A 19600-nucleotide genomic window follows, 5' to 3' on the forward strand; every position below is an offset into this window, starting at 1 on the left:
ACACGGCTACCGCTCCGCCCGCGGCGGTGGCGCGGCGGGCGGCGGGTCTCCGGAGGGCTCGGCGGCGGACGGCTCGTCGGCCGGCGGTTCCTGGACTGGCGGTTCCTGGACGACCGGGGCCTGGGCCGCCGGGACCCGCACCGCTGGAGCCAGGACCGTCGGGACCGCCGTGGGCGTGGGCGGGGCGGCGGCGATCTGGGCGATCGCGGCGTCGACCGCCGCCCGGTGCTCGGCGGCGACGCGGCGCGCGGTGCGCGGTCGCCACGCCCCGGCCATCAGGAAGATCATCGGGATGAACACGACCTCGCCCGCGACCGCGATCCAGAAGTAGGTCTGCCACTGCCCTGGCGAGTCGTCGACGGCCTTCGCCACCTCCGGGCCGCTGGCCTCCAGGTAGCGCAGGACCCCCTGTACGACCGGGTCCTGCAGCGGGGTGCCGTACTCGTCGAGGAACGCGAGGTCGGCCTCGGGCACCTCCGACAGCGCCGTCAGGTCGTCGGCGGCGCGCAGCACCGCCTCGCCGTCGGTGAGCAGGAAGGCCAGGTCGTCGGCGGGCATCGCCAGCAGGGCGTCGAGGCGGGCCGGTGCCTGTCCCGCGGGGATGCCCAGGCCCGCGGCGATCTGCTCGGTGGCCTCGGCGCGCGCCGCCGGGTCGCCCGGCGCGGCCGCCAGCGCGGCCCGGGTGTCCGGGTTCAGCGTTCGCGCCGTCGCGGTCGCCTCGGCGTTGGCCTCGCCGAGCAGCACGGCGCGGATCACCTCGTCGACGGTGCGCCCGGACAGCTCGCTGACCGCGGTGGCCTGCACCGTCAGGTCGTCCGGGCGCGCGGTGAGCGCCTCCTGGGTGGCGGGGCTGAGCGTGGCCGCGGTGGCGAGCTCCGCCTCGTAGCGCGTCGCCAGCGACTGGACCCTGGTGACGATCTCGGGGTCGGCGGCGACGGCCTTCACGACGGCGTTCTGCCTGGCGTCCAGCCGCGGGTCGGCCCCGTCCACGATCGCCTGCACCGTGGGGCCGTCCTGCACGAGCGGGGTCACGGTGGTCACGACGTACGGGAGCAGGAACGTCGAGAGGGTCACGACGACCCGGATCGTCAGTCCCCACAGGGCGAGGCCGGTGGCGGTGAGCGCCGGGTTGCGGCGCTCGACCGTCTCCGTGAAGCCGGCCATCCAGGGCGCGAACGCGAGGCCCAGCGACAGCGCCAGCGGGACGAGGATCGCGACGAACGTGTAGTAGCTGGTGTCCGGTTGCCCGGTCCGGTCGATCAGCAGAAGCGTGCTGACGATCGCGCCGACGGCCCCGACGAGCATGAACGGCTTGCGGACACCGAGCCGGTCCGAGAACAGGCCGATGAGGATCAGCGCGGCGGTCTGGGCGCCCCACATCCAGTTCCCGAGCGCGTTGGCCTGCGAGGTGCTGAAGCCGAAGACGGTCTGGAAGAAGATCGGGAAGAAGCCGACCGCGACGAAGTAAATGAAGAGGAAGAGGCTGATCGCGACGGCGGACCCGACGATGTCCAGGCGCAGCATCTGGCGGAACGGCCGGCGCAGCGCCGCGTCGACGTCGAGCCCTCGCGCCCTGGCCTCGACGAGGGCACGGTCGCGCTCGCTGACCATCACCTGGTCGCGCAGCGCCGGCGCCAGCTCACGCAGGAACAGCAGCGCGACGACGAACACGCCGAGGCCCGCGAGGCCGGCGATCAGGTACTGGTCCTGCCAGTTCTCGATGTCGTCGGCGGTGTTGCTCACCACGGCGCTGGTGACCAGGCTGCCGGCGACCGGGCCCACCGTCCAGAACCCCATCGCGGTGGCGCGCCCGACCTGAGGGCTGAAGTCGCGGACGAGCGCCGCGGTCGCGACGAGCACGGTGCCCTCGAACGCGCCGAGCAGGGTGTAGCAGACCCCGACCGCCCAGGCGGACTCGGCGACGGGGAAACCGAGCACGCAGACCAGGGCGCACAGCAGCACGCCCACGGTCACGACGTTCGCCCGCCCGTAGCGGTCGCAGACCCCGGCGGCGAGCGAGGTGAGCGCGCTCGCCAGCGCGGACACCACGTTGATGTTGACGAAGAACCGGAACGACATGCCGGTGCTCTGGAGCACCTGCTCGCTGACTCCGCTGATCAGGTAGTACTGGTAGTAGAACAAGATCGTCGTGAGCACGGCGATCGACAGGTAGGCCACGCGCGCCCGGGGACCGGGCAGATGGGCCAGCTCTCGCCGCCACAGGCGGCTGACCCCGGGCGACAGTCCCTCGGAGCGCGGTGACTGGTCCGCGTGCGTGGCTGTGCTCATCGCGCGTCCTGTCGCTGGTGGGTGTCCCGGGCGTGGCCCCGCCCGCATGATCCGCCGACAGTAACGTGAAACTGATTCATCTTCAAGTATGGTGATCGAAGCGGCCGGAGAAGCCCGAGAGCCGTGGCGCCCCGTCCGCGCCCCTCGGCCCTCGGCCCTCGGCCTTCAGCCCTCGGCCCCGGCGCGGTTTCGGGCACAGTGGCGTCACGGCCGTGACGAGGCGGACGGCGACGCGACGGGGGCCACCTGGTCGCGGCGCCGGATGCCGACAGGATGCGAGGTGGCGATGACGGCACCGAACGGCGCGGCGATGGCGCGGCTCACCGCGCTACGCACGACGCCACGGCAGGAACGGGGCCGGGCGAAGCTCGCCCGGATCATCGCCGCCGCCGACCAGATCATGGCGGCCGAGGGCGCGGACGCGGTGACGACGACGCGCCTCGCGGCCGACGCGGGAGTCTCCGTCGGCACCGTCTACCGCTACCTGCCGCACCGGGGCGCCGTCATCGAGGCGCTCGCCCAGCACTATCTCGGCCTGCTCGAGGAGCAGCTCGAGTCGCTGATCGACGCCTTCGAGGCCGGCGCGTGGGGGCAGGACGATCTGGCCGGCGACGCCGTGGACGCCTTCGCCGAGTTCTACCGGACCCACCCCGGGTTCCGTGCGCTGTGGTTCGGCCGGCACCTGACGGCCGAGACCCGGGAACTCGACCGCGCCCACAAGCACACCATGGCCAGCCGGCTCGCCGTGCTCGTCGCGCACGGAACCGGCCTCGACGGCGACCAGCTGCCACGGGTCAGCCAGGTGATGCAGTTGGCGACCGACGCGGTCATCCAGGAGGCGTTCCGGGTCGACCCGGACGGCGACGAGGCGTTGCTGCGGCAGCTCAAGACCATGATCCGTGGCTATGTCGCGGCACTCGCCGCGGCGCCTCCCTCGTCGTCGGCGGCGGCGATCCGCGGGGTGCAGCCGGAGCCCGCGGGCTCGGACCCCGACGCCCGGCCCGTTCCGCGCGGCGGCCGGATGCCCGGCGAGCCTTAGCCCTCGCCCCTCAAGGATGGACGATCATGGAAACGTCGTGGCGCGTCGGTATGCGCCCGGCGCGCTTCCGGTCGCGCGCTTGAAGGCGGCGGCGAACGCCACGTCGGACTGGTATCCCACCTGGGCGGCGATCGCGGCCAGCGTCGCGTCGTGGCCGCGGAGCAGCGTCTTCGCCCGCTGCATCCGTAGTGACTGCAGGTAGTGCATGACGGGCTCACCGACGCGGCCAGTGAACCGGGCGGCGAAGGCGGCCCGAGACAGGCCCGCCGCGCGGGCGAGGCTGGCGACGGTCCACGGGCGGGCCAGATCATGGTGCATGGCCGCGAGCGCCGGAGCGAGGTAGGGGTCTCGCAGACCCGTCAGCCAGCCCGGATGGGTGGTCGTGTCGCCGTGATGGCGCAGGGCGCGGGTGAGCAGGGCATCGGACAGCCGGGCCATGACGAGATCGCTGCCGGGGCCGCCGTGGAATGCCTCGGTGCGCAGCAGGTCGACGAAGGGACCAAGCCACGCGGCGGCGCCGGAGACGTGGAGGAGCCGGGGCAGGCCGCGCAGGGCGGGATGATCGAACTCGCCGATGACGAACGCGCCGCAGACGACCACGGCGTCGACCTCCGGGCCGCCGGCGCGCAGGCGGCCGTCCGGTGCGCGCATCGCGAGGTCGAAACCGGAGACCGTCGGCACCCGCGCGCCCGCGCCGGGGGAACGCAGCAGGTGCGCGTCACCGCGCGGGAGGATGACGAGATCGCCTGCGGTGAGCTGTTCGACGGTCCCGTCGGCGAGTTCGAGTTCGCACTGGCCGCGGTCGATGATGTGCACGCCGCGCAGCCCAGGCTGGTCGAAGCCGATCCGGTACGGCTCGCCGAGTTCGAGCCAGCGGTACGCGGCGCTTTCGAAACGCAGCTCGCGCAGCACCGAGCTCAGGACGTCCACGGGCACCAGCCGCTCGTCGATCTCCGGTGGGCGCGAGACGAACGATGTATTTTCCCGGACGTCCACCCATGGATGGTCTCAGGCGCGGTCCCTACTGTCGATCTCGGGCGAGCGATCCACGCCGCCGGGACGACCCGCTCGAAGGGACTTGGCATGCACGGATCTGGGATCGCGCCCAGCCGGCGGACCGCGCTGGTGACGGGAGGAACCGGTGGCATCGGCCGTGCCGTCGCGGTGGAGTTGGCGCGGCGCGGGGATCGGGTACTGATCGTCGGCCGTGACCCCGGCCGGGGTGACGCGGTCCTGGCCGCGCTGGAGGACGCTGGTCCAGGCGGGGGGCACGCGCTGGTGAGGGCCGACCTCGCGCTGCTGCGGGAGACCGCGCGGGCGGCCGACGAGGTCACCGGCCTGACCGACCGCCTCGACGCGGTCGTCCTGTGCGCGGGTGTGCTGGCAGCCGTCGCCGAATGGACCGACGAGAACCTGGAACGCGGCCTCGCGCTGAACTACCTGAGCCGATACCTGATGGTGCGGCGCCTGCTACCGCAGCTCATCGCGGCGCCCTCCGGGCGGGTGGTGCTGGTGGCCAACGCCGGCAAGTACCGGGACACCCTCGACCTGGACGACCCGCACCTGCGACGGGGGAGAAACCGTGGGCTGCACGTCTCCGGCCGCACCCAGTTCGCCAACGACCTGTTCGCGGTGGAGCTGGCCGAACGGGTGCGGGACAGCCGGATCGAGGTCACCTGCGTCTTCCCTGGGCTGGTCGCCACCGATGTGTTCCGCAACGCCCGCGGCCTGCCCCGCTCCGTGCGGGCTCCCGCCGTCGCGGCCCAGCGACTGATCGCCGCGGCGCCGGCGACCTCGGCGCGGACACCGGCGTTCCTGGCCCACGACCCCGCCGCCACCGGCGTCAGCGGCGCCTTCTACGGACCACGGCGCCGCCGGCGGCGCGTCCCCGGCCGGGTGTCACGGCCGGACCGCCGCGCCGCGCTGTGGTCGGTCAGCGAGGACCTGGTCCGGCCGTGGCTTCCCGACGCCCGCCCCGCGGGAGTGGCCGCCGGGCCGCCTCCCCCGGCAGACCGCCAGCCCGCGGCGGCGGAGACGAGGAACGCATGAGCACCACATCCGCCGGGATCATTGGGCTCGACCGGATCGCCCAGGTCAAGCTGCCCGTCAGCGACCTCGCCGGGAGCGTGGCGTGGTACTGCCGACTACTCGACCTGCGGCTGTGGGTCGAGATCGTCGAGGACGGCGTGCCGCGCGGCGCCGGGCTGATCGACCCCCAGGGCCGGTTCAACATCGCCCTGCGAGACCGCGCCGCCTGCGCCAGCCAGCCCGACCTGAACGGCTTCGACGTCGTCGCCTTCCTGCCCGGCTCCCGGTCGGTGCTGCACGACATGGTCGCCCGCTGTGCCCGGCTCGGCATCGGCCACGGCGGAATCCAGGACACCCCGGCCGGGGCGCTGCTGGACATACCCGACCCGGACGGCACCGTCCTGCGCTTCTACCACTTCACCGACCCCACCGACGGGTTCACCGGCGTCGAATTCCGCGACGGCAAGCACGTCGGCAACTACGACATTCCACGGCTGCGACGCTGACGGCGCCGGCCCGGCTCCCGGCCACCCTCGGGCCCGGCGCATCGAAACGACGGATCGGCGGCAGCGACATACCGTGGCCGCCAGCAGGGGGCTGGAGGATCGGGCCAGGAATTGGCGTTAAGGCGCGCGAGGACAGCGGCGCGTCATGGGGACCTCCTTGGGATGGCCTGCCGAGGCTTAGGCCCGTCTGGTCGTTCCTCGCTACCCCTGGTTGCCGCCAGGATTCCGGTTGGCAGTCACGTCCGTGAACGGGTCAGTGACCATGGGAGCACCGGACCGGGTCGTTCCGCGCTGGTTCGAACACTCAAGATTTACCACGGCTCTTAAACTGCAGTAGAGGATGTCTGAGAAGGGTCAGGCTGGGTAGCTCGACGGATGCGTGACGCCTCGGTTCGGGAGGCTGGTGATGGTCGAGCGACGGCGGTATCCGACGGATCTGTCCGATGCCGAATGGGAGTTGATCGCTCCGCTGATTCCTGGTCCCAGGCCGGGTGGTCGGCCGCCGGCGCATGAGCGTCGGGAGATCGTGAATGCGTTGGCGTACTGGATACGGGCGGGGTGTGCGTGGCGGTTGTTGCCGCATGACCTGCCGCCCTGGCAGACGGTGTACCACTACTGGCGGTGCTGGCGGATCGAGGGCCGTTGGGAGCAGATCCTGGCCCGGCTACGGGAACGCGACCGTGTCGGGGGCGGCCGGGACCCGACTCCGACGGCGGGTGTCCTGGACAGTCAGAGTGTGCGCGCCACCGACCGGGGTGGGCTGCACGGCTACGACGGCGGCAAGAAAGTCCCTGGTATCAAGCGTCATCTGCTTGTCGACACCGGCGGGACCGTGCTGGTGGCCTGCGTCAGCCCGGCCAACGTGGACGACCGGGCGGCGGCGATGGTGGTGCTGTCCCGGGCCTGTGACCTCTTCATTCGGTTGCGGCAGGTGTGGGCTGATCAGGGCTACCGCGGCCATTTCCGCGACTGGGCCAACGACGCGGTCGGTATCGATGTCCAGGTTGTCGCCCGCCGTGACGGCGGATTCCGCCATACCTGGGCCAAGGTCGGGGCACCTGCGCCGGAGGTGCCGGCGTTCGCGGTGGTGCCTCGCCGGTGGGTGATCGAGCGCACGTTCGCGTGGCTGGGGAAATACCGCCGCCTGTCCAAGGACTACGAATACCTGGCCGCCACCGCCGAGAACGCCATCTACCTGGCAATGATCATGATCCTTCTACGCCGCCTCACCGGTACGCCACCCTGACCCTTCTCAGACATCCTCTATGGGATCCGGCTCACGGCCGTCACGCAGCGTTCGTCTGCCCAGTCGACCCGTGGTCGAGAGGGACCGGGCGCGCTGTCAACACAGGCCTGCCGGCGTCCGCGGTGCTTGCCTGCTTCCGTATGCTAGCCGCCGTCCATCGGGTGCTACGGCCAGGCATGACGGGGCGGCTAGATATGCGCCATCACCTGTCGGACGGGATGCCCGATCTCTGCGGCGATGGCGGCCAGCTCGCCTTCCGTGAGCCAACTCCGGCCCGGGTTCCAGATCTCGATCTCGAAGCGGGCGAACCCGCACGGCCAGTCGTAATGGAGATCCGCGAGCGAACTCTGACGGCCGCAGCAAGGAAGGACCGCCGACAGGTCGTTGAAGCCATCCTCGTACCGGTCGTCGAGAAGAGCACGCCACCAGTCGGTGTCGACCTCGTTCTCGCAACGCGGGCAGGTGATGCGTTCCAGGTTCGCCCCGCAGTCCACCAGCGCGACGGACTCGTGCCACGTCAGGCTGACCTCGGGCTCGATGGAGTCCGGGTTCCATGGGACCAGCGTCGTCACCAACCCGCGAGCCCGCTCGGCCTGGGATGCTTCCGGCTGCCACCAGGGGTCCGTCGGGATCACGGACAGGACGTCGTCGCTCACGGACTCCACCAAGAGGGTGATCGGGGCTGTCATCAAGGCCCCAGACGATAATGGCCCGCGGCTCCGAGAGTCACAGGTCACCGTGGGAGGCAGGAGCAGGGACTAACCGTCGATCCTGCGCCTTTCAGGTATAGCCAGCGCGCGGCAGTCGGGAACAGCTTCCGTCCACCGACGTCCACGCCGTTGCCGCCAGGTCGCCACTGCCCGAGCAGCCAACGCATGGCGATGCACGGGCATCAGATCCGTAGTTTGATCTGGATCATCGGGGACGTCCACAGCGGTCCGCCGGTGCAGGTCGTCGACCTGGGCAGCTCCATCGCGGTCCACAGCCGTCCGCAAGCGTCCATCGGCTCGCCTGTCACTTTGGCTGTCAGCGTCAGCTCGGCGACCTCACGCCGCGCTGGTGACTGACGTTTGGGTGGCTTGGGGACGCCGCGGCACGAGGCGGTGGCGTCCCCCGGACTCGGCCCGACTCGAACGGGCTGCCACCCTCTCCTGGTCGTGGGTGCGGTCATCCGGAGCCTCCGCACCTTGAGCGAGGACGACCAGAGCGTAAGGCATGACAGCGGTCTGATCGACCAGGAAATCATGAGGAGAGGGCGAGCCGTCCACCGACGTCCGCCACGGTCCACGCTGTCGGCCCGCCCAGAGGTCCGATACCGTCGGTGTCCACGCTCGTCCGCCGCTGTCCACGGACTCGGGTACACCCTTGGGTACAGCGATCTCGACCGGTCCGTCCCAGGTGCCAAAACGCTACGGGACCGGGTGCCCATGCCTCTGGGTAATCCTCATCGACAGAGTGCCACGATCGTGCGCTCGAAATCCGGGAACTCCCGCGAGGCCTGCTCGATGACGGCCGCCGCTGTCTGACGCGCACCAGCCGCAAACCGCTCGGCGATCTCGATCAGTTCGGCATTCGGGCGAGACGGCCGGTCGCGCCGAAATGGATCGATGGCTTCCCATGGCCCGAGGCCATCCGCCAGCAGCCAGAGAAAGCCGGCCAGGTCGCGCGCCACGACCCCGGTCTCACCTTCCGAGCCGAGGAAGACGATGGGCTGATCTACGAGGGTCGTGACAGGGCGTGCCTGCCAGAAGGCCGCCAGTCCACCCGTCCCGTCCTGTCCGAAGGGCCGGAACCGTTCACCTGACACCTCGTGGTTTCCGGTCCAGGCTCGAAACCAGTCCGTAGTTTCCTGGGCAGGCATGAACTCTAGGTAGGGTTCGAAGTCGACGCCGTCGCCGTCCGCATAGTCAAACTCCACCTGCGCCACGGCACGGAGCGCGGCAGGCAGCGACCGATCATCTTCGTCCGTCATAGGCCGCAACCTACTGGCTGGCCCCTGGGCCCCGGCGGCACCTCGGCACCTGGAGCCCGTCGAGATGGGCGGATGGCAAGACGGACGCAGGTTGACGGCACATGTGTGATCCGGAGCCGGTACCCTCGCGGCCGGTTCCGAACGTCGTCGCCGTCCGCGAGCGAGACCACGCGGGGGATCATGAGAGCCTCAGCGCCTCGTTCACTGACGTCCGCAGACGTCCACCGACGCTGGTCACAGGCTCGCCCTTATCCGCCAAGCTCCACCTGCGTCACCGCGATCCGTGCGCTTGGCTGCCATCGTGGCTGCCGGCGACCACAGCGCTGTTACCCCTCATGACCCGGCTCGAACGGACTGGCCCGTTCTACAACGGCCCAAGTTGGGGTCGACCCTGCGACCGGCAGCGAAGGCGACTTCGCGGACGCCTTCACAGTCCGCGCTCGACGGCCCACTGCCTCGCTGCTACGGGTCACCTGGGCTGGGCGGCCAGCCGACGGTCGCAACAACTGTTGGTACATTCGGTTTCCACCGTCACCGATGCGGACTTGCGGGCACTTCGAGGAGGGATCTCGCTGGACGCCGATGTGTGGGCCGAGAGAATCATGAATCTGCTCGTTGGCGTGAGATTTCTTTCGGTCGGCAGAGCGCTGGACCTTGTCATTTTCTCCTTCGCGCCGAAGGATGGACCGCCGGAGAGCGTCCGCCTTCACGTGAAGTGCCCTTGCAGGATCAGGCATCGAGAATGGTTGCTACTTGGAGCCGGAGACCTCGCCTACTTCAATGCTGACCAGCAGACTCTTTTTGACAGGAGAGCTGCCAAGCTGAACGAGATCCTAGACTGTCACCAAGTCGAGGTTGAGGGCGTCAAGTGCGGTCCAGCAGGATCGCTGGCTCTTGACTTTGCCGACGAGTTCAAGATCGAAGCCTTCCCATATTCGTCAAAAAAGGTTGAGGCGTGGCGGGTCCTGAGGGTCGGCGGTGAGCACCTTGGCTATCCAGAGGATCTAATCTGAGCTTGATCTCAGTACAGCGACAATGTGAATCCGACGATATCTGAAGCGATTGACCGTATGGAAGCGCCTGTGGCACGGCCCACGTCTGCGGGCTTGGCTGTACAGATGGATGTACGGTCCACGGCATCAGGGTGAGTCTCCTACGGCCGCCAGAATGCAGCCCCTCGAAGTTTTCTCCAAGACTCGCACCCCTTTCTGGAGATCATTCAGCAGCGTGTCGGACAGGAGACCCAGATCAGCCGAATCGCCTTCGGCGAAAGTCAGGTAGGCCCGGATCTCAAAATTTTCGGACGCGATGGCCAGCGGGCGATTCTCAAACCGCATGTCGATGATCCATGCAGTCCTCTGCGCTTGACCGAGATGCGGATAGCCCATGACCGTCGCGAGCATGTAGTGAACAATCTGCGACGGTGGAAAATCCGGCGGGTCAAGCCCGAGTCGGACAGCCGAACCCTCTGCGCCATCGCCGGAGGGTGCAGAAAAGCGTTTGAGGGCGTGCTTCAGTCGGCCCCGGATCTCGGCAGTAATGACGAACGGAGGAAGATCGATAAGGCCTGCCGACACGAGTGTCCTCCCAGGATCCATACCGAACCCAACGTACGCCGCCCTGGCGGACGTCTGTACAAGCGGTCGGCCACGCCAGCCCGGAGGGCGCCAATGATCAACACGCAGCCGTCGAGAGGTATCGACGGCACTGCCGACCGTTGCCTTGCAAAGTCGGTCGTCCCTGTCCACCGCCGTGTGCGCACGTCCGCAGCGATGGCCTGGCTCGGACGACGGTTCCGTCATTGTCCGGCGAGATCCGCCGGAGTCCGTCGGCTGGGCTACACGCTTGGCTACACGATGTGCCTTGAGCGGGACTGCCGATGATATCCCGTTCGTGGGCAGGTGAGACGCTATTCGCCAGCCTGAGCGGTCATTCCGCTCGTACGTAGACCGCGAGATGGCTGCCATCAGACGGCGACGGTGTACAGAACGTAACCAGCAGGCTCGGGCAGTCACCTCTACCTGCGGCTACGAGGTTGACGGTAGGCGGGCCGGCGTGACGTGCGCGCACGGTACACAAACAAGACCGACTATGTGTCACGACGCGGAGAACACGCCCGGCACCGAGTGCGTGATGGTGGCCGCCCCGGCGAGATGGGGCGGCCACCACCCTCTTCCACACACCGATCCGGAAGCCGGGAAGGAGTCCGTGGGGCAGAACGGCCCCGGTGCCGCGCTCCTGGACGGCCCCAGGGGACTGACGACCGCCACGGGCATACATCAGAGATCAGGAAGCGACCGGGAGATCCCTGGGTAGTACCCCTCTTCAAGTCGGAACAGGTACGTCCGGAGATCCACGGCCAGCCCGCTGGATATGTATGCGGAGAAATCCCGCAGTCCCTCAGCGGCTTCCTGCTCCGCTGGGATGTCGCTGGACGACCACTCGGGCAGCAGCACTGCCAGGTACTCCGTCACCCGTGCACGGTCATGCCACCATTCGCGAACGGCCCCAGGTGTCCACCGTCTGTCGCCGTCGCAGGCGTAGCCGCAGTAAGGATCGTTCTGCGCTGCCTCCACCAGGCTCTGGACCTCGGTAGCAGTCGCCGGTTGGCGATACACATACTCACTGAGGTACTCGCCGCCATAGAGCACATGACGCGGCGCGTGCAGGCGGCCTGTCCAGCAGTTGTCGGCGATGCCGGTGTAGAAGGGCCCAGGAACGTTCAACCAGAGCCGGTCCTCCCAACGCCCGCCGAAGGATGCCTCGGGCTCACCGTCTGGGAGCGCCGCGATCGGATCCCAGAACAGCTCTTCGTCGGTCACGTGCGCAGGATAGACCCGACAGGACCGAGTGCGCGGGAAACGATCTCCCATCTCGAACCTTTCCACTGGCCAGCGACTTCCATCCGTGGCCGCAGACGCGGACATGAGAGAACGTGCCTCACGTGACAGGCAGAGCCATCAGCCATCCACCGGCAAGTTGACTTGATACTTCGGGTCCAGCGTTGGTGGCCCTGAGAGCCACGGCGGCGGACGCGACGCGCCGGCGAGCAGGCCCGCCAGGGCCGCGCGCAGCCGCCGCGCGGCGCGGTCTTTGACTGCGGGTTCTTGAATCTCCAAACCGAACAATTCGGCAGCCGACGGGCCTGGTCGCTGGTCGTGGGCCTTGTCACGGCGGCGGCGCCGATCCGCTACCGGGCCTGTTCGTAGCGCTTTCGCCAAGCGGCGCAGCGCTCGACGTAGGCCGTGAGGTGCTCGCGGGCGAAGACGTCCGGGCTCCACGCGGCCTGGTGGGCGAGTTCGGGTGTGTCGGTGCAGGTGTAGGCCCAGCCGTGGCCGCCGTCGGTGAGAGTGAGGCGGTCGAGGGTGTAGATGTCGGCTTCGAAGGCGTCGAGGGTGTCCCACTCGGCCGGAGTGAGATCGGTCAGCAGGTGACCCGGTGCCGCGGTGTGCGGGTCGGGGATGACCGCGGGATAGACGCGCTCGGGCAGGGTGACGACGCGCCATCCAAGTGCGCTGGCGGGGACTCGGGTGGGGTCGCGGTCGATGAGGACGTGCAGGACCTCAGGGAAGCGGAGGCTTCCGTAGACGAACAGCGGCGCCGGGTCCGCCGATACGGGGGCCAGCCGGCCAGAGGTCGGTGAGGTCGTTCGGGGTGAGGGGCTGGAGGTAGGCGGCATGGAGGACCTTTCCCACAGCGTCGGCGTTGTCAGCAAGGGAGACGAACCAGTCGATGCCCGCGGGGTAGGCCCACAGGCAGCCGCATAGTTGGGCGTCGGTGCTTCGGTCGGTGAGGGATGTCGCCGATTGCCCCGTTGGTCCAGAAGGGGACACGGGCACGGGCGTGGTCGGTGCGGTCGGCCACGCTTCCACCGGAGTTGATCACGCGGTGCAGCTCGGCGCGGACGAGGTGGCGCGGGCCCGCGGCCGATGTCTGGCCTCCGCGGGCCGCCGCGCGGCATGCTCGCCTCCGTGAACAGGAGCGTGCCCATGCCCACCGCCTGGCGGCGATCAGCGCCGCGCCGCCATCCGCTCGGCGACGCGGCCGTGGCGGTGGCGCTGTTCGCGGTCACCGTCGCCGGCAGCCGGGTCCAGGGGCCGCACACGACCGACACCCGGGTCTGGCTGCCCGTGGCCGTGGCGCTGGCGGGCGGGGCATGCGCCGTCCTGCCGCTGCGTCGCCGTCACCCGTGGGCCGTCGCCGCCGTGGCCAGCGCGGCGACGCTGGCTCTGGCGGCGCTGGGCGCCTTACTCACCCCCATGGTGCTCGCGCCACTGCTGGCCGCGCTGTTCTGGCTCACCTCGGCCGCCAGGGCCCGTCGTGCCGTGGTGTTCGCCGGCGCCGTCGCCGCCCTGCTCACCGCGGCGGCGACCGCCGCCGGGCCACCCGAGCGGCCTTGGTTCCTGGAGACCATCACGCCGCTGTCCTGGCTGGTCATGTCGGTGATCCTCGGCGCGTGGGCGCGGTCCCGGCGCGCATACCTGCTCGCCGAGCGGGCCCGCGCCGAGTTGGCCGAGCGCACCCGCGAGCAGGAGGCGCGCGTCCGCGTCGCGGCGGAGCGCGCCCGGATCGCCCGTGAGCTGCACGACGCCGTCGCCCACCATCTGGCGCTGGCGAACGCGCAGGCGGGCACCGCCGCGCACCTGATGCGGACCCAGCCCGAACAGGCCCAGGTGATCCTGACCGAGCTGAACCGCAGCACGTCGGCGGCCCTGCGCGACCTGAAGGCCGCGGTAGGCGTGCTGCGCCAGCCCGACGATCCCGACGCGCCGCTGGAACCGGCGCCTGGCCTCGCGCGGCTGGACGAGCTGACCTCCTCCTGCGCCTCGGCCGGGCTCGCCGTCACGGTCAGCACCGAGGGCAGCCCGCGGCCGCTGTCCTCGAGCGTCGACCTGGCGGCCTACCGGGTCGTCCAGGAGGCGCTCACCAACGTCACCAAGCATGCCGCGACCCCGTCGGCCCACGTCCGGCTCGCCTATGCGCCCGGCGGGCTGACCATCACCGTGACCGACGGGCCCGGCCTCCCGGCCCACCAGCGCCAGTCCAGGACGTCGGGGGCCGTCGCGTCGGGGACCTTCGCGTCGACTTCCGGCGCGACGGCGGCCTTCGCGACGGCGAAGGCCGCCACCGGGCCCGCGCTGGCCGCCGACGGCGCCACGGGCTTCGGCCTCGTCGGCCTGCGCGAGCGGGCCCGGTCGGTCGGCGGCCGGCTCGTCGCGGGTCATCGCCCGCACGGCGGCTTCCAGGTGATGGCCGAGCTGCCCCTGCCACCCGCCGACGAGCCGGAGCCGGCGCGATGACCATCCGGGTGCTGCTCGCCGACGACCAGCCGCTGCTGACGGCCACCTTCCGCCTGCTGATCGACTCCCAGCCCGACCTGGAGGTGGTCGCCGAGGCGGCCGACGGCCAGCGGGCCGTCGAGCTGACCCGCCGGCACCGTCCCGACGTCGTCGTGCTCGACATCCGGATGCCGCGCATGGACGGCCTCGCCGCCACCGAGGCGATCGGCGCCGACCCGGAGCTGTCCCTGACCCGGGTGCTCATCCTGACCACGTTCGAGACCGACGAGTACGTGGCAAGGGCGCTGCGCGCGGGCGCCAGCGGGTTCGTCGGCAAGGACGTCAGCGCCGACGGCCTGCTCGCGGCGATCCGGACCGTCGCCGGCGGCGAGGCGCTCCTGTCCCCCACCGCGACCCAGGCGCTGATCGCCCGCTTCCTCGCCACCCCGGAGCCGGCGGAGCGCCCCGAGCTGTCCGGGCTCCTCGCCGGTCTCACCACTCGTGAGCGGGAGATCGTGGCGCTGGTCGCGCGGGGGCATCCCAACGGCGAGATCGCCCAGTTGCTCACGATCAGCCCGCTGACGGTCCGCACCCACATCCAGCGGGCGATGGCGAAGCTGCGGGCCCGCGACCGGGCGCAGCTCGTCGTGATCGCCTATCAGTCCGGTCTGGTCCGCCCGACGACGCCGGCGGACCGGTAACGGCTCACCGCCACCGGTCCACCGACCGTCAGCCCTGGACGGCCGCGGGCTGGGCGTAGGCGGCGAGGGCGGCGCGGTCCTCGGCGAGGACGAAGCCCGCCGTGATCGTCGCGGCGGTCGCGGCGTCGTAGCGGCGCTGGTAGTCATCCCGGGACGGGTAGAGCGCGGCGAGCCGGTCGGCGCCGAACGGCTTCGTCGAGCCGAGCAGCAGGCAGATGACGGCCGGGTTGGGCCCTGGGACGCCGGACAGCGCCGCGACCGGGACCTCGACCGGCGGCGTGCGGACGCCGCCGAGCGCGATGCCGTCGGCGTCGCGCCGGATCGTGGGCGCCGCGGTCGTGTCCACCTCGAGGCGCGGCGCGGTGGGCGGCGCGGTGCCGGTCTGGACCCAGGTCACGAGCGCGCGCAGCGCCGCCTTCGCGACGACGTGCATCGGGCCGTCGTTGATCGGCAGGCCGCAGTCCATCTGGGCCGCGTTCGGGCCGACCAGGTGCGCGTCGGCGTGCGCGGTGCCGGCGACCTCCCAGGACCGGAAGCGGTCGCCGTCGTCCTGGCGGGCCTCGAAGGAGTTGAGAATGCCGGTCACGTCGTTCTCGGCCTGGATGTTGACGATCGGGGCGTCCTGGTCGGTGCGGAGGATGACCGGGGCGTTGGCCAGCGAGCCGGCGAGGTCCGCGTACTCGCCCGGCTTGGCGAGCGGCAGGCCGGCCTTGCCGCGGCTGTGCACGAAGAAGCCGTCGAACTGTCGGGTCAGCGGCTGCACCCCGTTGAAGTAGGTGACGAGCGCGGCGGCCGACTGCGACTCGCCAGCCGCGAGCAGCAGCGCCGGCTCCCGGCCGCCGACGGCCTCGCCGGCGCGGACCGCCCGGGCGACCTGGGTGTAGATGTCGAACGCGAAGGCGTCGCCGGGATGGTCCAGCGAGCCGTAGCGGGCCGGGTCCAGCGCCCGCAGGCCCTTGCCCGCGCGGCCCTCGCCGCCCGGGGCCTCCACCCGCACCGGACCGCCCATCACGCCGATCTGCTGCGCCGACACGCCCACCCAGGCGTGGCCCTGCCGCACGATCTCCTCGTTCACGCTGGTCCACTCGGGATCCGCGTCGACGCCGCCGCTGACGTTCAGCCACTCGAGAACGACCGTGCCGCTGAACCTGGCCTCGTCGGCCGGCCGGCGGACCAGCACCCGGGTCACGTAGGCGGCGGTCGCGTCCTGCGCGAACGTCCAGCGGCCGTCGCCGGTGAGCTCGCCGTCGACGCGGTAGGACGTCGCGGTCCCGGCCGCCGCGTACTCCTGTTCGACGTACCCCTGGGCGTCCACGTTCGCCGGGGTCGGCGCGCCGACGAACACGCCGTCGCCGCCGGACAGCGGGGAGAACGTGGCGGCCGGCCCGTCGACCGGCGAGGCGGTCCGGGTCACGGCCGTGGGGGTGGTCGCCGCCGCCGTCGGGGACGGCGCCGCGGAAGGCTCGTCGTCGCTGGAGCAGGCGGCGGTGAAGCCCAGCGTCGCGACGCACGCGAGCACGCCCGCCGCGCGGAACAGCTCAGGTAAGCGGAGCAGCCGGGGTAAGCGGTGAGTCTCAGCGTTCTCGCTGGTCTGTCGCTCGGTTCGGAACGCGGCCATCGTTGCCTCCTGATCCCGGCGATGACCGATGGTCCCGCCTGACCCCACCGTGCCGAACCAGTTCTAGCGACTCGCCCCGCTGGCCGCATCCGTTCCGCTCCCCGTGGCCGCGGCGCGGAGGGCGGCGGTGAAGTCGGCGAGGAGGTCGTCGCCGGCCTGGTAGCCGGGAAAGTAGGCGCAGACCCGGTCGCAGTGGCCGTAGCGGGCGACGATCTCGGCGGCGACCTCGTCGGGGGTGCCGTAGACGGCGAGGGTGCGCAGCATGTCGTCGCTGATCAGCTTGGTCATCGCCGCCCACTCGCCGCGCTTGGACAGCGCGTTGAGCTCCGGTTGCAGGTCGCCCCAGCCCTCGACGTCGAGAACCGGACGGTACGACGGGGTGGAGCCGTAGAACGCGAGCAGCGAGGTGGCCGCCCGCGCCGCCGCCAGCTCCCGGTCGTCCCGGCCGACGGCGACGATCACCTCGGCCGTCAGCTCGAGGTCCGACCGGGAACGGCCGGCGATCGCCAGCCCCGCCTCGATCGCGGGCATGGTGCGGGTGCGCATGTGCCGGTCGCTGTTGAACGGCATGACGAGGATGCCGTCGGCGACCTCGGCGGCCATCTGGTTCATCCGCGGGCCGAGCGCGCCCACTAGCACCTTCGGGGGGCCGTACGGGTTCGGGCCCGGGTTGAAGGTCGGGATCATCAGCGTGTGGGTGGTGTACTCGCCGCGGAAGTCGAGCCGGGTGCCGTTCTGCCAGCTGTCCAGGATCGCCTTGGTGGCCAGCACCCATTCGCGCATCTGGGCGACCGGCTTCCCCCAGCGGGCGCCGAACCGCTTCTCGATGTGCGCCCGGATCTGCGTGCCGAGCCCGAGCCGGAACCGGCCCTTCGAGAGCAGCTGCAGATCATGGGCGGCATGCGCCAGGTGCATGGGGCTGCGCGGGAACGCGAGCGCGACGTTCGTCATCAGGTCGAGCGAGCACACCGGCGCCGCCGCGACCAGCGGGAAGAAGGCGTCGTGGGAGTTCTCGAAGGTGAACACCCCGTCGACGCCGACCTTCTCCAGCGCCCGGGCCCGGTCCGCGGCCTCGACCACCGAGTTCGCCAGCATCACGTCGATCTTTAGCGGCATGAGCGCCACGGTCGCATCGGGCATCCCGCGCCCGCAACCGGTCTCGGGGCCGCGAGGTTGAGACCGGTCGCGAGCCGCCCGCCGGCGGCCGCGGAGTCGCCGGCGGCGGGCACGGGGCGCGAGCGTTGCGCCAGCGGACGGGCCGTGTAACGCTGCTATACAGCTCACGGCGTGCCGGGTAGCGGTATTCGGTCGCGCCGGTGACGCCGCTCGGCGTCACCTTCTCGATCTCGCGGAGGCTTCCGTCATGTCCTTAGTGCCGCCGGCGGCTGCCGCCTCCACCGGTTCGACCATCGTCAAGGACCGGCTGTTCATCGGCGGGGAATGGCTGTCTCCGGCAAGCGGCCGCACGATCAAGGTGATCTCGCCGCACACGGAGGAGGTCATCGCGACCGTCCCGGAGGCGGATGGGACCGACATCGACCGCGCGGTCGCCGCCGCCCGGGCCGCGTTCGAGGACGGCCCGTGGCCGCGCACCTCGCCGGCCGAGCGGGCCGCGGTGATCCGGGCGGTCAGCGCCGGGATCCAGGCCCGCATGCAGGAGTTCTCCGACACGGTGACCGCCGAGATGGGCGCGCCGTCGACCTTCGCGCTGTTCGGCAACACCCTGGCGGCGACGACCGTGCTGGACGGCTACGCCGAACTGCTCGACACGTTCCGGTTCGAGGAGGAGCGCGCCGGCATACTGGGGCCGGTCCTGGTCACGAAGGCGCCGGTCGGGGTGTGCGCCGGCATCGTGCCGTGGAACGTGCCGCTGTTCCTCATCGCGATGAAGATCGGCGCGAGCCTCGCCTCCGGGTCGACGATGGTCATCAAGTCGGCGCCCGAGACGCCGCTGACCGGCTACCTGCTCGCCGAGGTGCTGGAGTCCGTTGGCCTGCCACCGGGCGTCATCAACATCATCACCGCCGACCGGGAGAACAGCGAGCTGCTGGTACGCCACCCCGGCCTGGACAAGGTCTCGTTCACGGGCAGCACCGCCGTCGGCCGCCGGATCGGCGCGATCTGTGGTGAGCAGCTCAAGCGCTGCACGCTGGAGCTCGGCGGCAAGTCGGCGGCGATCCTCCTCGACGACGCCGACCTCGGCGCGGCGCTGCCGGCGCTGCTGTCGGCCGCGTTCCTCAACACGGGCCAGGTCTGCGCCGCCCAGACCCGGGTGCTCGCGCCTCGTTCCCGCTACCAGGAGGTCGTCGACGGCCTGGCCGACCTGGTCGGCGGCGCGAAGGTCGGCGACCCGGCCGATCCCGAGACCCTGGTCGGCCCGCTCGTGGCCGCCCGCCAGCGGGACCGCGTCGAGGGCCTCATCCACGCGGGCGTCGACGAGGGCGCCCGGCTGGTGCGCGGCGGCGGGCGGCCGGCCGCGCTGGACCGGGGCTGGTACGTCGAGCCGACGCTGTTCGCCGACGTCGACAACCGCATGCGCATCGCCCAGGAGGAGATCTTCGGCCCCGTCCTGTCGGTCATCCCCTTCGACGGCGAGGACGAGGCGGTCCGCATCGCCAACGACTCGGCCTACGGCCTGTCCGGGTCGGTCTGGACCGGCGACCCCGCCCACGGCGCCGCCGTCGGCCGGCGGGTCCGCACCGGCGTCCTCGCGGTCAACTCCGGCACGGTGGTCGACCCGAAGAACCCGTTCGGCGGCTTCAAGCAGTCCGGGATCGGCCGCGAGCTCGGCCCCGAGGGCCTCGAGGCCTATCTGGAGACCCAGAGCATCGTCCTGCCCAAGGGCTGACGGGTCCCGGCGCGGCGGCGTCCCTCCGGGAAGGCCCTGCCGCCCTCCAGGAAGATCTTTGCCTCCAGGAGGGC

Annotated in this window: 17 protein-coding genes; 8 read left to right on the forward strand and 9 right to left on the reverse strand. The window is 70.9% G+C overall.

The features are described from left to right. Positions 1 to 6 precede the first annotated feature (6 nt). A complete protein-coding gene (locus tag I6A81_RS06040; protein ID WP_203001269.1) occupies positions 7 to 2289 on the reverse strand; it encodes an MFS transporter in 2283 nt (760 codons plus the stop codon). 286 nt (positions 2290 to 2575) lie between these two features. On the opposite strand from I6A81_RS06040, the gene I6A81_RS06045 reads away from it, so the two are divergent. Further along, entirely contained in the window at positions 2576 to 3328 is a 753-nt protein-coding gene (locus I6A81_RS06045; protein WP_203001271.1) for a TetR/AcrR family transcriptional regulator, read from the forward strand. A gap of 24 nt (positions 3329 to 3352) precedes the next feature. On the opposite strand, the gene I6A81_RS06050 is transcribed toward I6A81_RS06045, so the two are convergent. Then, positions 3353 to 4324 carry an AraC family transcriptional regulator gene (locus I6A81_RS06050; protein WP_203001273.1) on the reverse strand — a complete coding sequence of 324 codons (972 nt, stop codon included), beginning with the start codon at positions 4322 to 4324 and terminating at the stop codon, positions 3353 to 3355. Positions 4325 to 4411: 87 nt separating this feature from the next. Between I6A81_RS06050 and I6A81_RS06055 the strand changes: the two genes are divergently transcribed. The 3 genes from I6A81_RS06055 (at position 4412) to I6A81_RS06065 (ending at position 7108) form a co-directional block, all read left to right on the forward strand. Further along, positions 4412 to 5377 (forward strand): SDR family NAD(P)-dependent oxidoreductase, encoded by a 966-nt coding sequence (locus tag I6A81_RS06055; RefSeq protein WP_203001275.1) that lies wholly within the window; start codon positions 4412 to 4414, stop codon positions 5375 to 5377. Beyond that, the gene (locus I6A81_RS06060; RefSeq protein ID WP_203001276.1) at positions 5374 to 5862 is read left to right on the forward strand and encodes a VOC family protein; all 489 of its coding nucleotides are present in this window, start codon (positions 5374 to 5376) and stop codon (positions 5860 to 5862) included. The genes I6A81_RS06055 and I6A81_RS06060 overlap by 4 nt, the downstream gene beginning before the upstream one ends. 406 nt (positions 5863 to 6268) lie before the next feature. Then, positions 6269 to 7108, forward strand: a complete 840-nt coding sequence (locus I6A81_RS06065) for an IS5 family transposase (RefSeq protein ID WP_203001277.1) — start codon at positions 6269 to 6271, stop codon at positions 7106 to 7108. 188 nt (positions 7109 to 7296) lie between these two features. Here the strand turns inward: I6A81_RS06065 and I6A81_RS06070 are convergent, their stop codons facing one another. Together I6A81_RS06070 and I6A81_RS06075 are read right to left on the reverse strand one after the other, a co-directional pair. Next, entirely contained in the window at positions 7297 to 7764 is a 468-nt protein-coding gene (locus I6A81_RS06070) for a hypothetical protein (protein ID WP_203001278.1), read from the reverse strand. A gap of 788 nt (positions 7765 to 8552) precedes the next feature. Next, on the reverse strand, positions 8553 to 9080 hold the full coding sequence (locus I6A81_RS06075; RefSeq protein WP_203001279.1) for a hypothetical protein: 528 nt from the start codon (positions 9078 to 9080) through the stop codon (positions 8553 to 8555). Positions 9081 to 9682: 602 nt separating this feature from the next. On the opposite strand from I6A81_RS06075, the gene I6A81_RS06080 reads away from it, so the two are divergent. Further along, complete coding sequence (locus tag I6A81_RS06080; protein ID WP_203001280.1) at positions 9683 to 10093, forward strand: hypothetical protein; 411 nt, start codon at positions 9683 to 9685, stop codon at positions 10091 to 10093. Between the two features lie 126 nt (positions 10094 to 10219). Here the strand turns inward: I6A81_RS06080 and I6A81_RS06085 are convergent, their stop codons facing one another. The 3 genes from I6A81_RS06085 to I6A81_RS06095 all read right to left on the reverse strand — a co-directional run bounded on the left by I6A81_RS06085 (position 10220) and on the right by I6A81_RS06095 (position 12759). Beyond that, on the reverse strand, positions 10220 to 10657 hold the full coding sequence (locus I6A81_RS06085; protein WP_203001281.1) for a hypothetical protein: 438 nt from the start codon (positions 10655 to 10657) through the stop codon (positions 10220 to 10222). 702 nt (positions 10658 to 11359) lie between these two features. Then, complete coding sequence (locus I6A81_RS06090; RefSeq protein WP_203001283.1) at positions 11360 to 11902, reverse strand: hypothetical protein; 543 nt, start codon at positions 11900 to 11902, stop codon at positions 11360 to 11362. 368 nt (positions 11903 to 12270) lie between these two features. Continuing rightward, positions 12271 to 12759 carry a gamma-glutamylcyclotransferase family protein gene (locus I6A81_RS06095; protein ID WP_203001285.1) on the reverse strand — a complete coding sequence of 163 codons (489 nt, stop codon included), beginning with the start codon at positions 12757 to 12759 and terminating at the stop codon, positions 12271 to 12273. A 310-nt stretch (positions 12760 to 13069) separates the two neighbouring features. On the opposite strand from I6A81_RS06095, the gene I6A81_RS06100 reads away from it, so the two are divergent. Continuing rightward, positions 13070 to 14380: a sensor histidine kinase gene (locus tag I6A81_RS06100; protein WP_203010121.1), complete on the forward strand. Its 1311-nt coding sequence runs from the start codon at positions 13070 to 13072 to the stop codon at positions 14378 to 14380. Further along, positions 14377 to 15060, forward strand: coding sequence for a response regulator (locus I6A81_RS06105; RefSeq protein ID WP_203001289.1), 684 nt, complete (start codon positions 14377 to 14379; stop codon positions 15058 to 15060). The genes I6A81_RS06100 and I6A81_RS06105 overlap by 4 nt, the downstream gene beginning before the upstream one ends. 28 nt (positions 15061 to 15088) lie before the next feature. Here the strand turns inward: I6A81_RS06105 and I6A81_RS06110 are convergent, their stop codons facing one another. Both I6A81_RS06110 and I6A81_RS06115 read right to left on the reverse strand, forming a co-directional pair. Then, positions 15089 to 16678 carry an alpha/beta hydrolase domain-containing protein gene (locus I6A81_RS06110; RefSeq protein ID WP_238428530.1) on the reverse strand — a complete coding sequence of 530 codons (1590 nt, stop codon included), beginning with the start codon at positions 16676 to 16678 and terminating at the stop codon, positions 15089 to 15091. Positions 16679 to 16741: 63 nt separating this feature from the next. After that, positions 16742 to 17794, reverse strand: coding sequence for a TIGR03617 family F420-dependent LLM class oxidoreductase (locus I6A81_RS06115; protein ID WP_203001291.1), 1053 nt, complete (start codon positions 17792 to 17794; stop codon positions 16742 to 16744). A 247-nt stretch (positions 17795 to 18041) separates the two neighbouring features. Here I6A81_RS06115 and I6A81_RS06120 point away from each other — a divergent pair, with 247 nt between their 5' ends. Next, entirely contained in the window at positions 18042 to 19526 is a 1485-nt protein-coding gene (locus tag I6A81_RS06120; RefSeq protein WP_203001293.1) for an aldehyde dehydrogenase, read from the forward strand. The last annotated feature ends 74 nt before the right edge of the window (positions 19527 to 19600 follow it).

Source organism: Frankia nepalensis (assembly GCF_016786325.1).
Taxonomy (GTDB): Bacteria; Actinomycetota; Actinomycetes; order Frankiales; family Frankiaceae; genus Pseudofrankia; species Pseudofrankia nepalensis.

What these genes read in the sequence shown, in the direction of transcription:
- I6A81_RS06040 (WP_203001269.1), bottom strand. Translation starts at nt 2,289, where the DNA reads ATGAGCACAGCCACGCACGCGGACCAGTCACCGCGCTCCGAGGGACTG.
- I6A81_RS06045 (WP_203001271.1), top strand. Translation starts at nt 2,576, where the DNA reads ATGACGGCACCGAACGGCGCGGCGATGGCGCGGCTCACCGCGCTACGC.
- I6A81_RS06055 (WP_203001275.1), top strand. Translation starts at nt 4,412, where the DNA reads ATGCACGGATCTGGGATCGCGCCCAGCCGGCGGACCGCGCTGGTGACG.
- I6A81_RS06060 (WP_203001276.1), top strand. Translation starts at nt 5,374, where the DNA reads ATGAGCACCACATCCGCCGGGATCATTGGGCTCGACCGGATCGCCCAG.
- I6A81_RS06065 (WP_203001277.1), top strand. Translation starts at nt 6,269, where the DNA reads ATGGTCGAGCGACGGCGGTATCCGACGGATCTGTCCGATGCCGAATGG.
- I6A81_RS06075 (WP_203001279.1), bottom strand. Translation starts at nt 9,080, where the DNA reads ATGACGGACGAAGATGATCGGTCGCTGCCTGCCGCGCTCCGTGCCGTG.
- I6A81_RS06080 (WP_203001280.1), top strand. Translation starts at nt 9,683, where the DNA reads ATGAATCTGCTCGTTGGCGTGAGATTTCTTTCGGTCGGCAGAGCGCTG.
- I6A81_RS06095 (WP_203001285.1), bottom strand. Translation starts at nt 12,759, where the DNA reads ATGCCGCCTACCTCCAGCCCCTCACCCCGAACGACCTCACCGACCTCT.
- I6A81_RS06100 (WP_203010121.1), top strand. Translation starts at nt 13,070, where the DNA reads ATGCCCACCGCCTGGCGGCGATCAGCGCCGCGCCGCCATCCGCTCGGC.
- I6A81_RS06105 (WP_203001289.1), top strand. Translation starts at nt 14,377, where the DNA reads ATGACCATCCGGGTGCTGCTCGCCGACGACCAGCCGCTGCTGACGGCC.
- I6A81_RS06110 (WP_238428530.1), bottom strand. Translation starts at nt 16,678, where the DNA reads ATGGCCGCGTTCCGAACCGAGCGACAGACCAGCGAGAACGCTGAGACT.
- I6A81_RS06115 (WP_203001291.1), bottom strand. Translation starts at nt 17,794, where the DNA reads ATGCCGCTAAAGATCGACGTGATGCTGGCGAACTCGGTGGTCGAGGCC.
- I6A81_RS06120 (WP_203001293.1), top strand. Translation starts at nt 18,042, where the DNA reads ATGTCCTTAGTGCCGCCGGCGGCTGCCGCCTCCACCGGTTCGACCATC.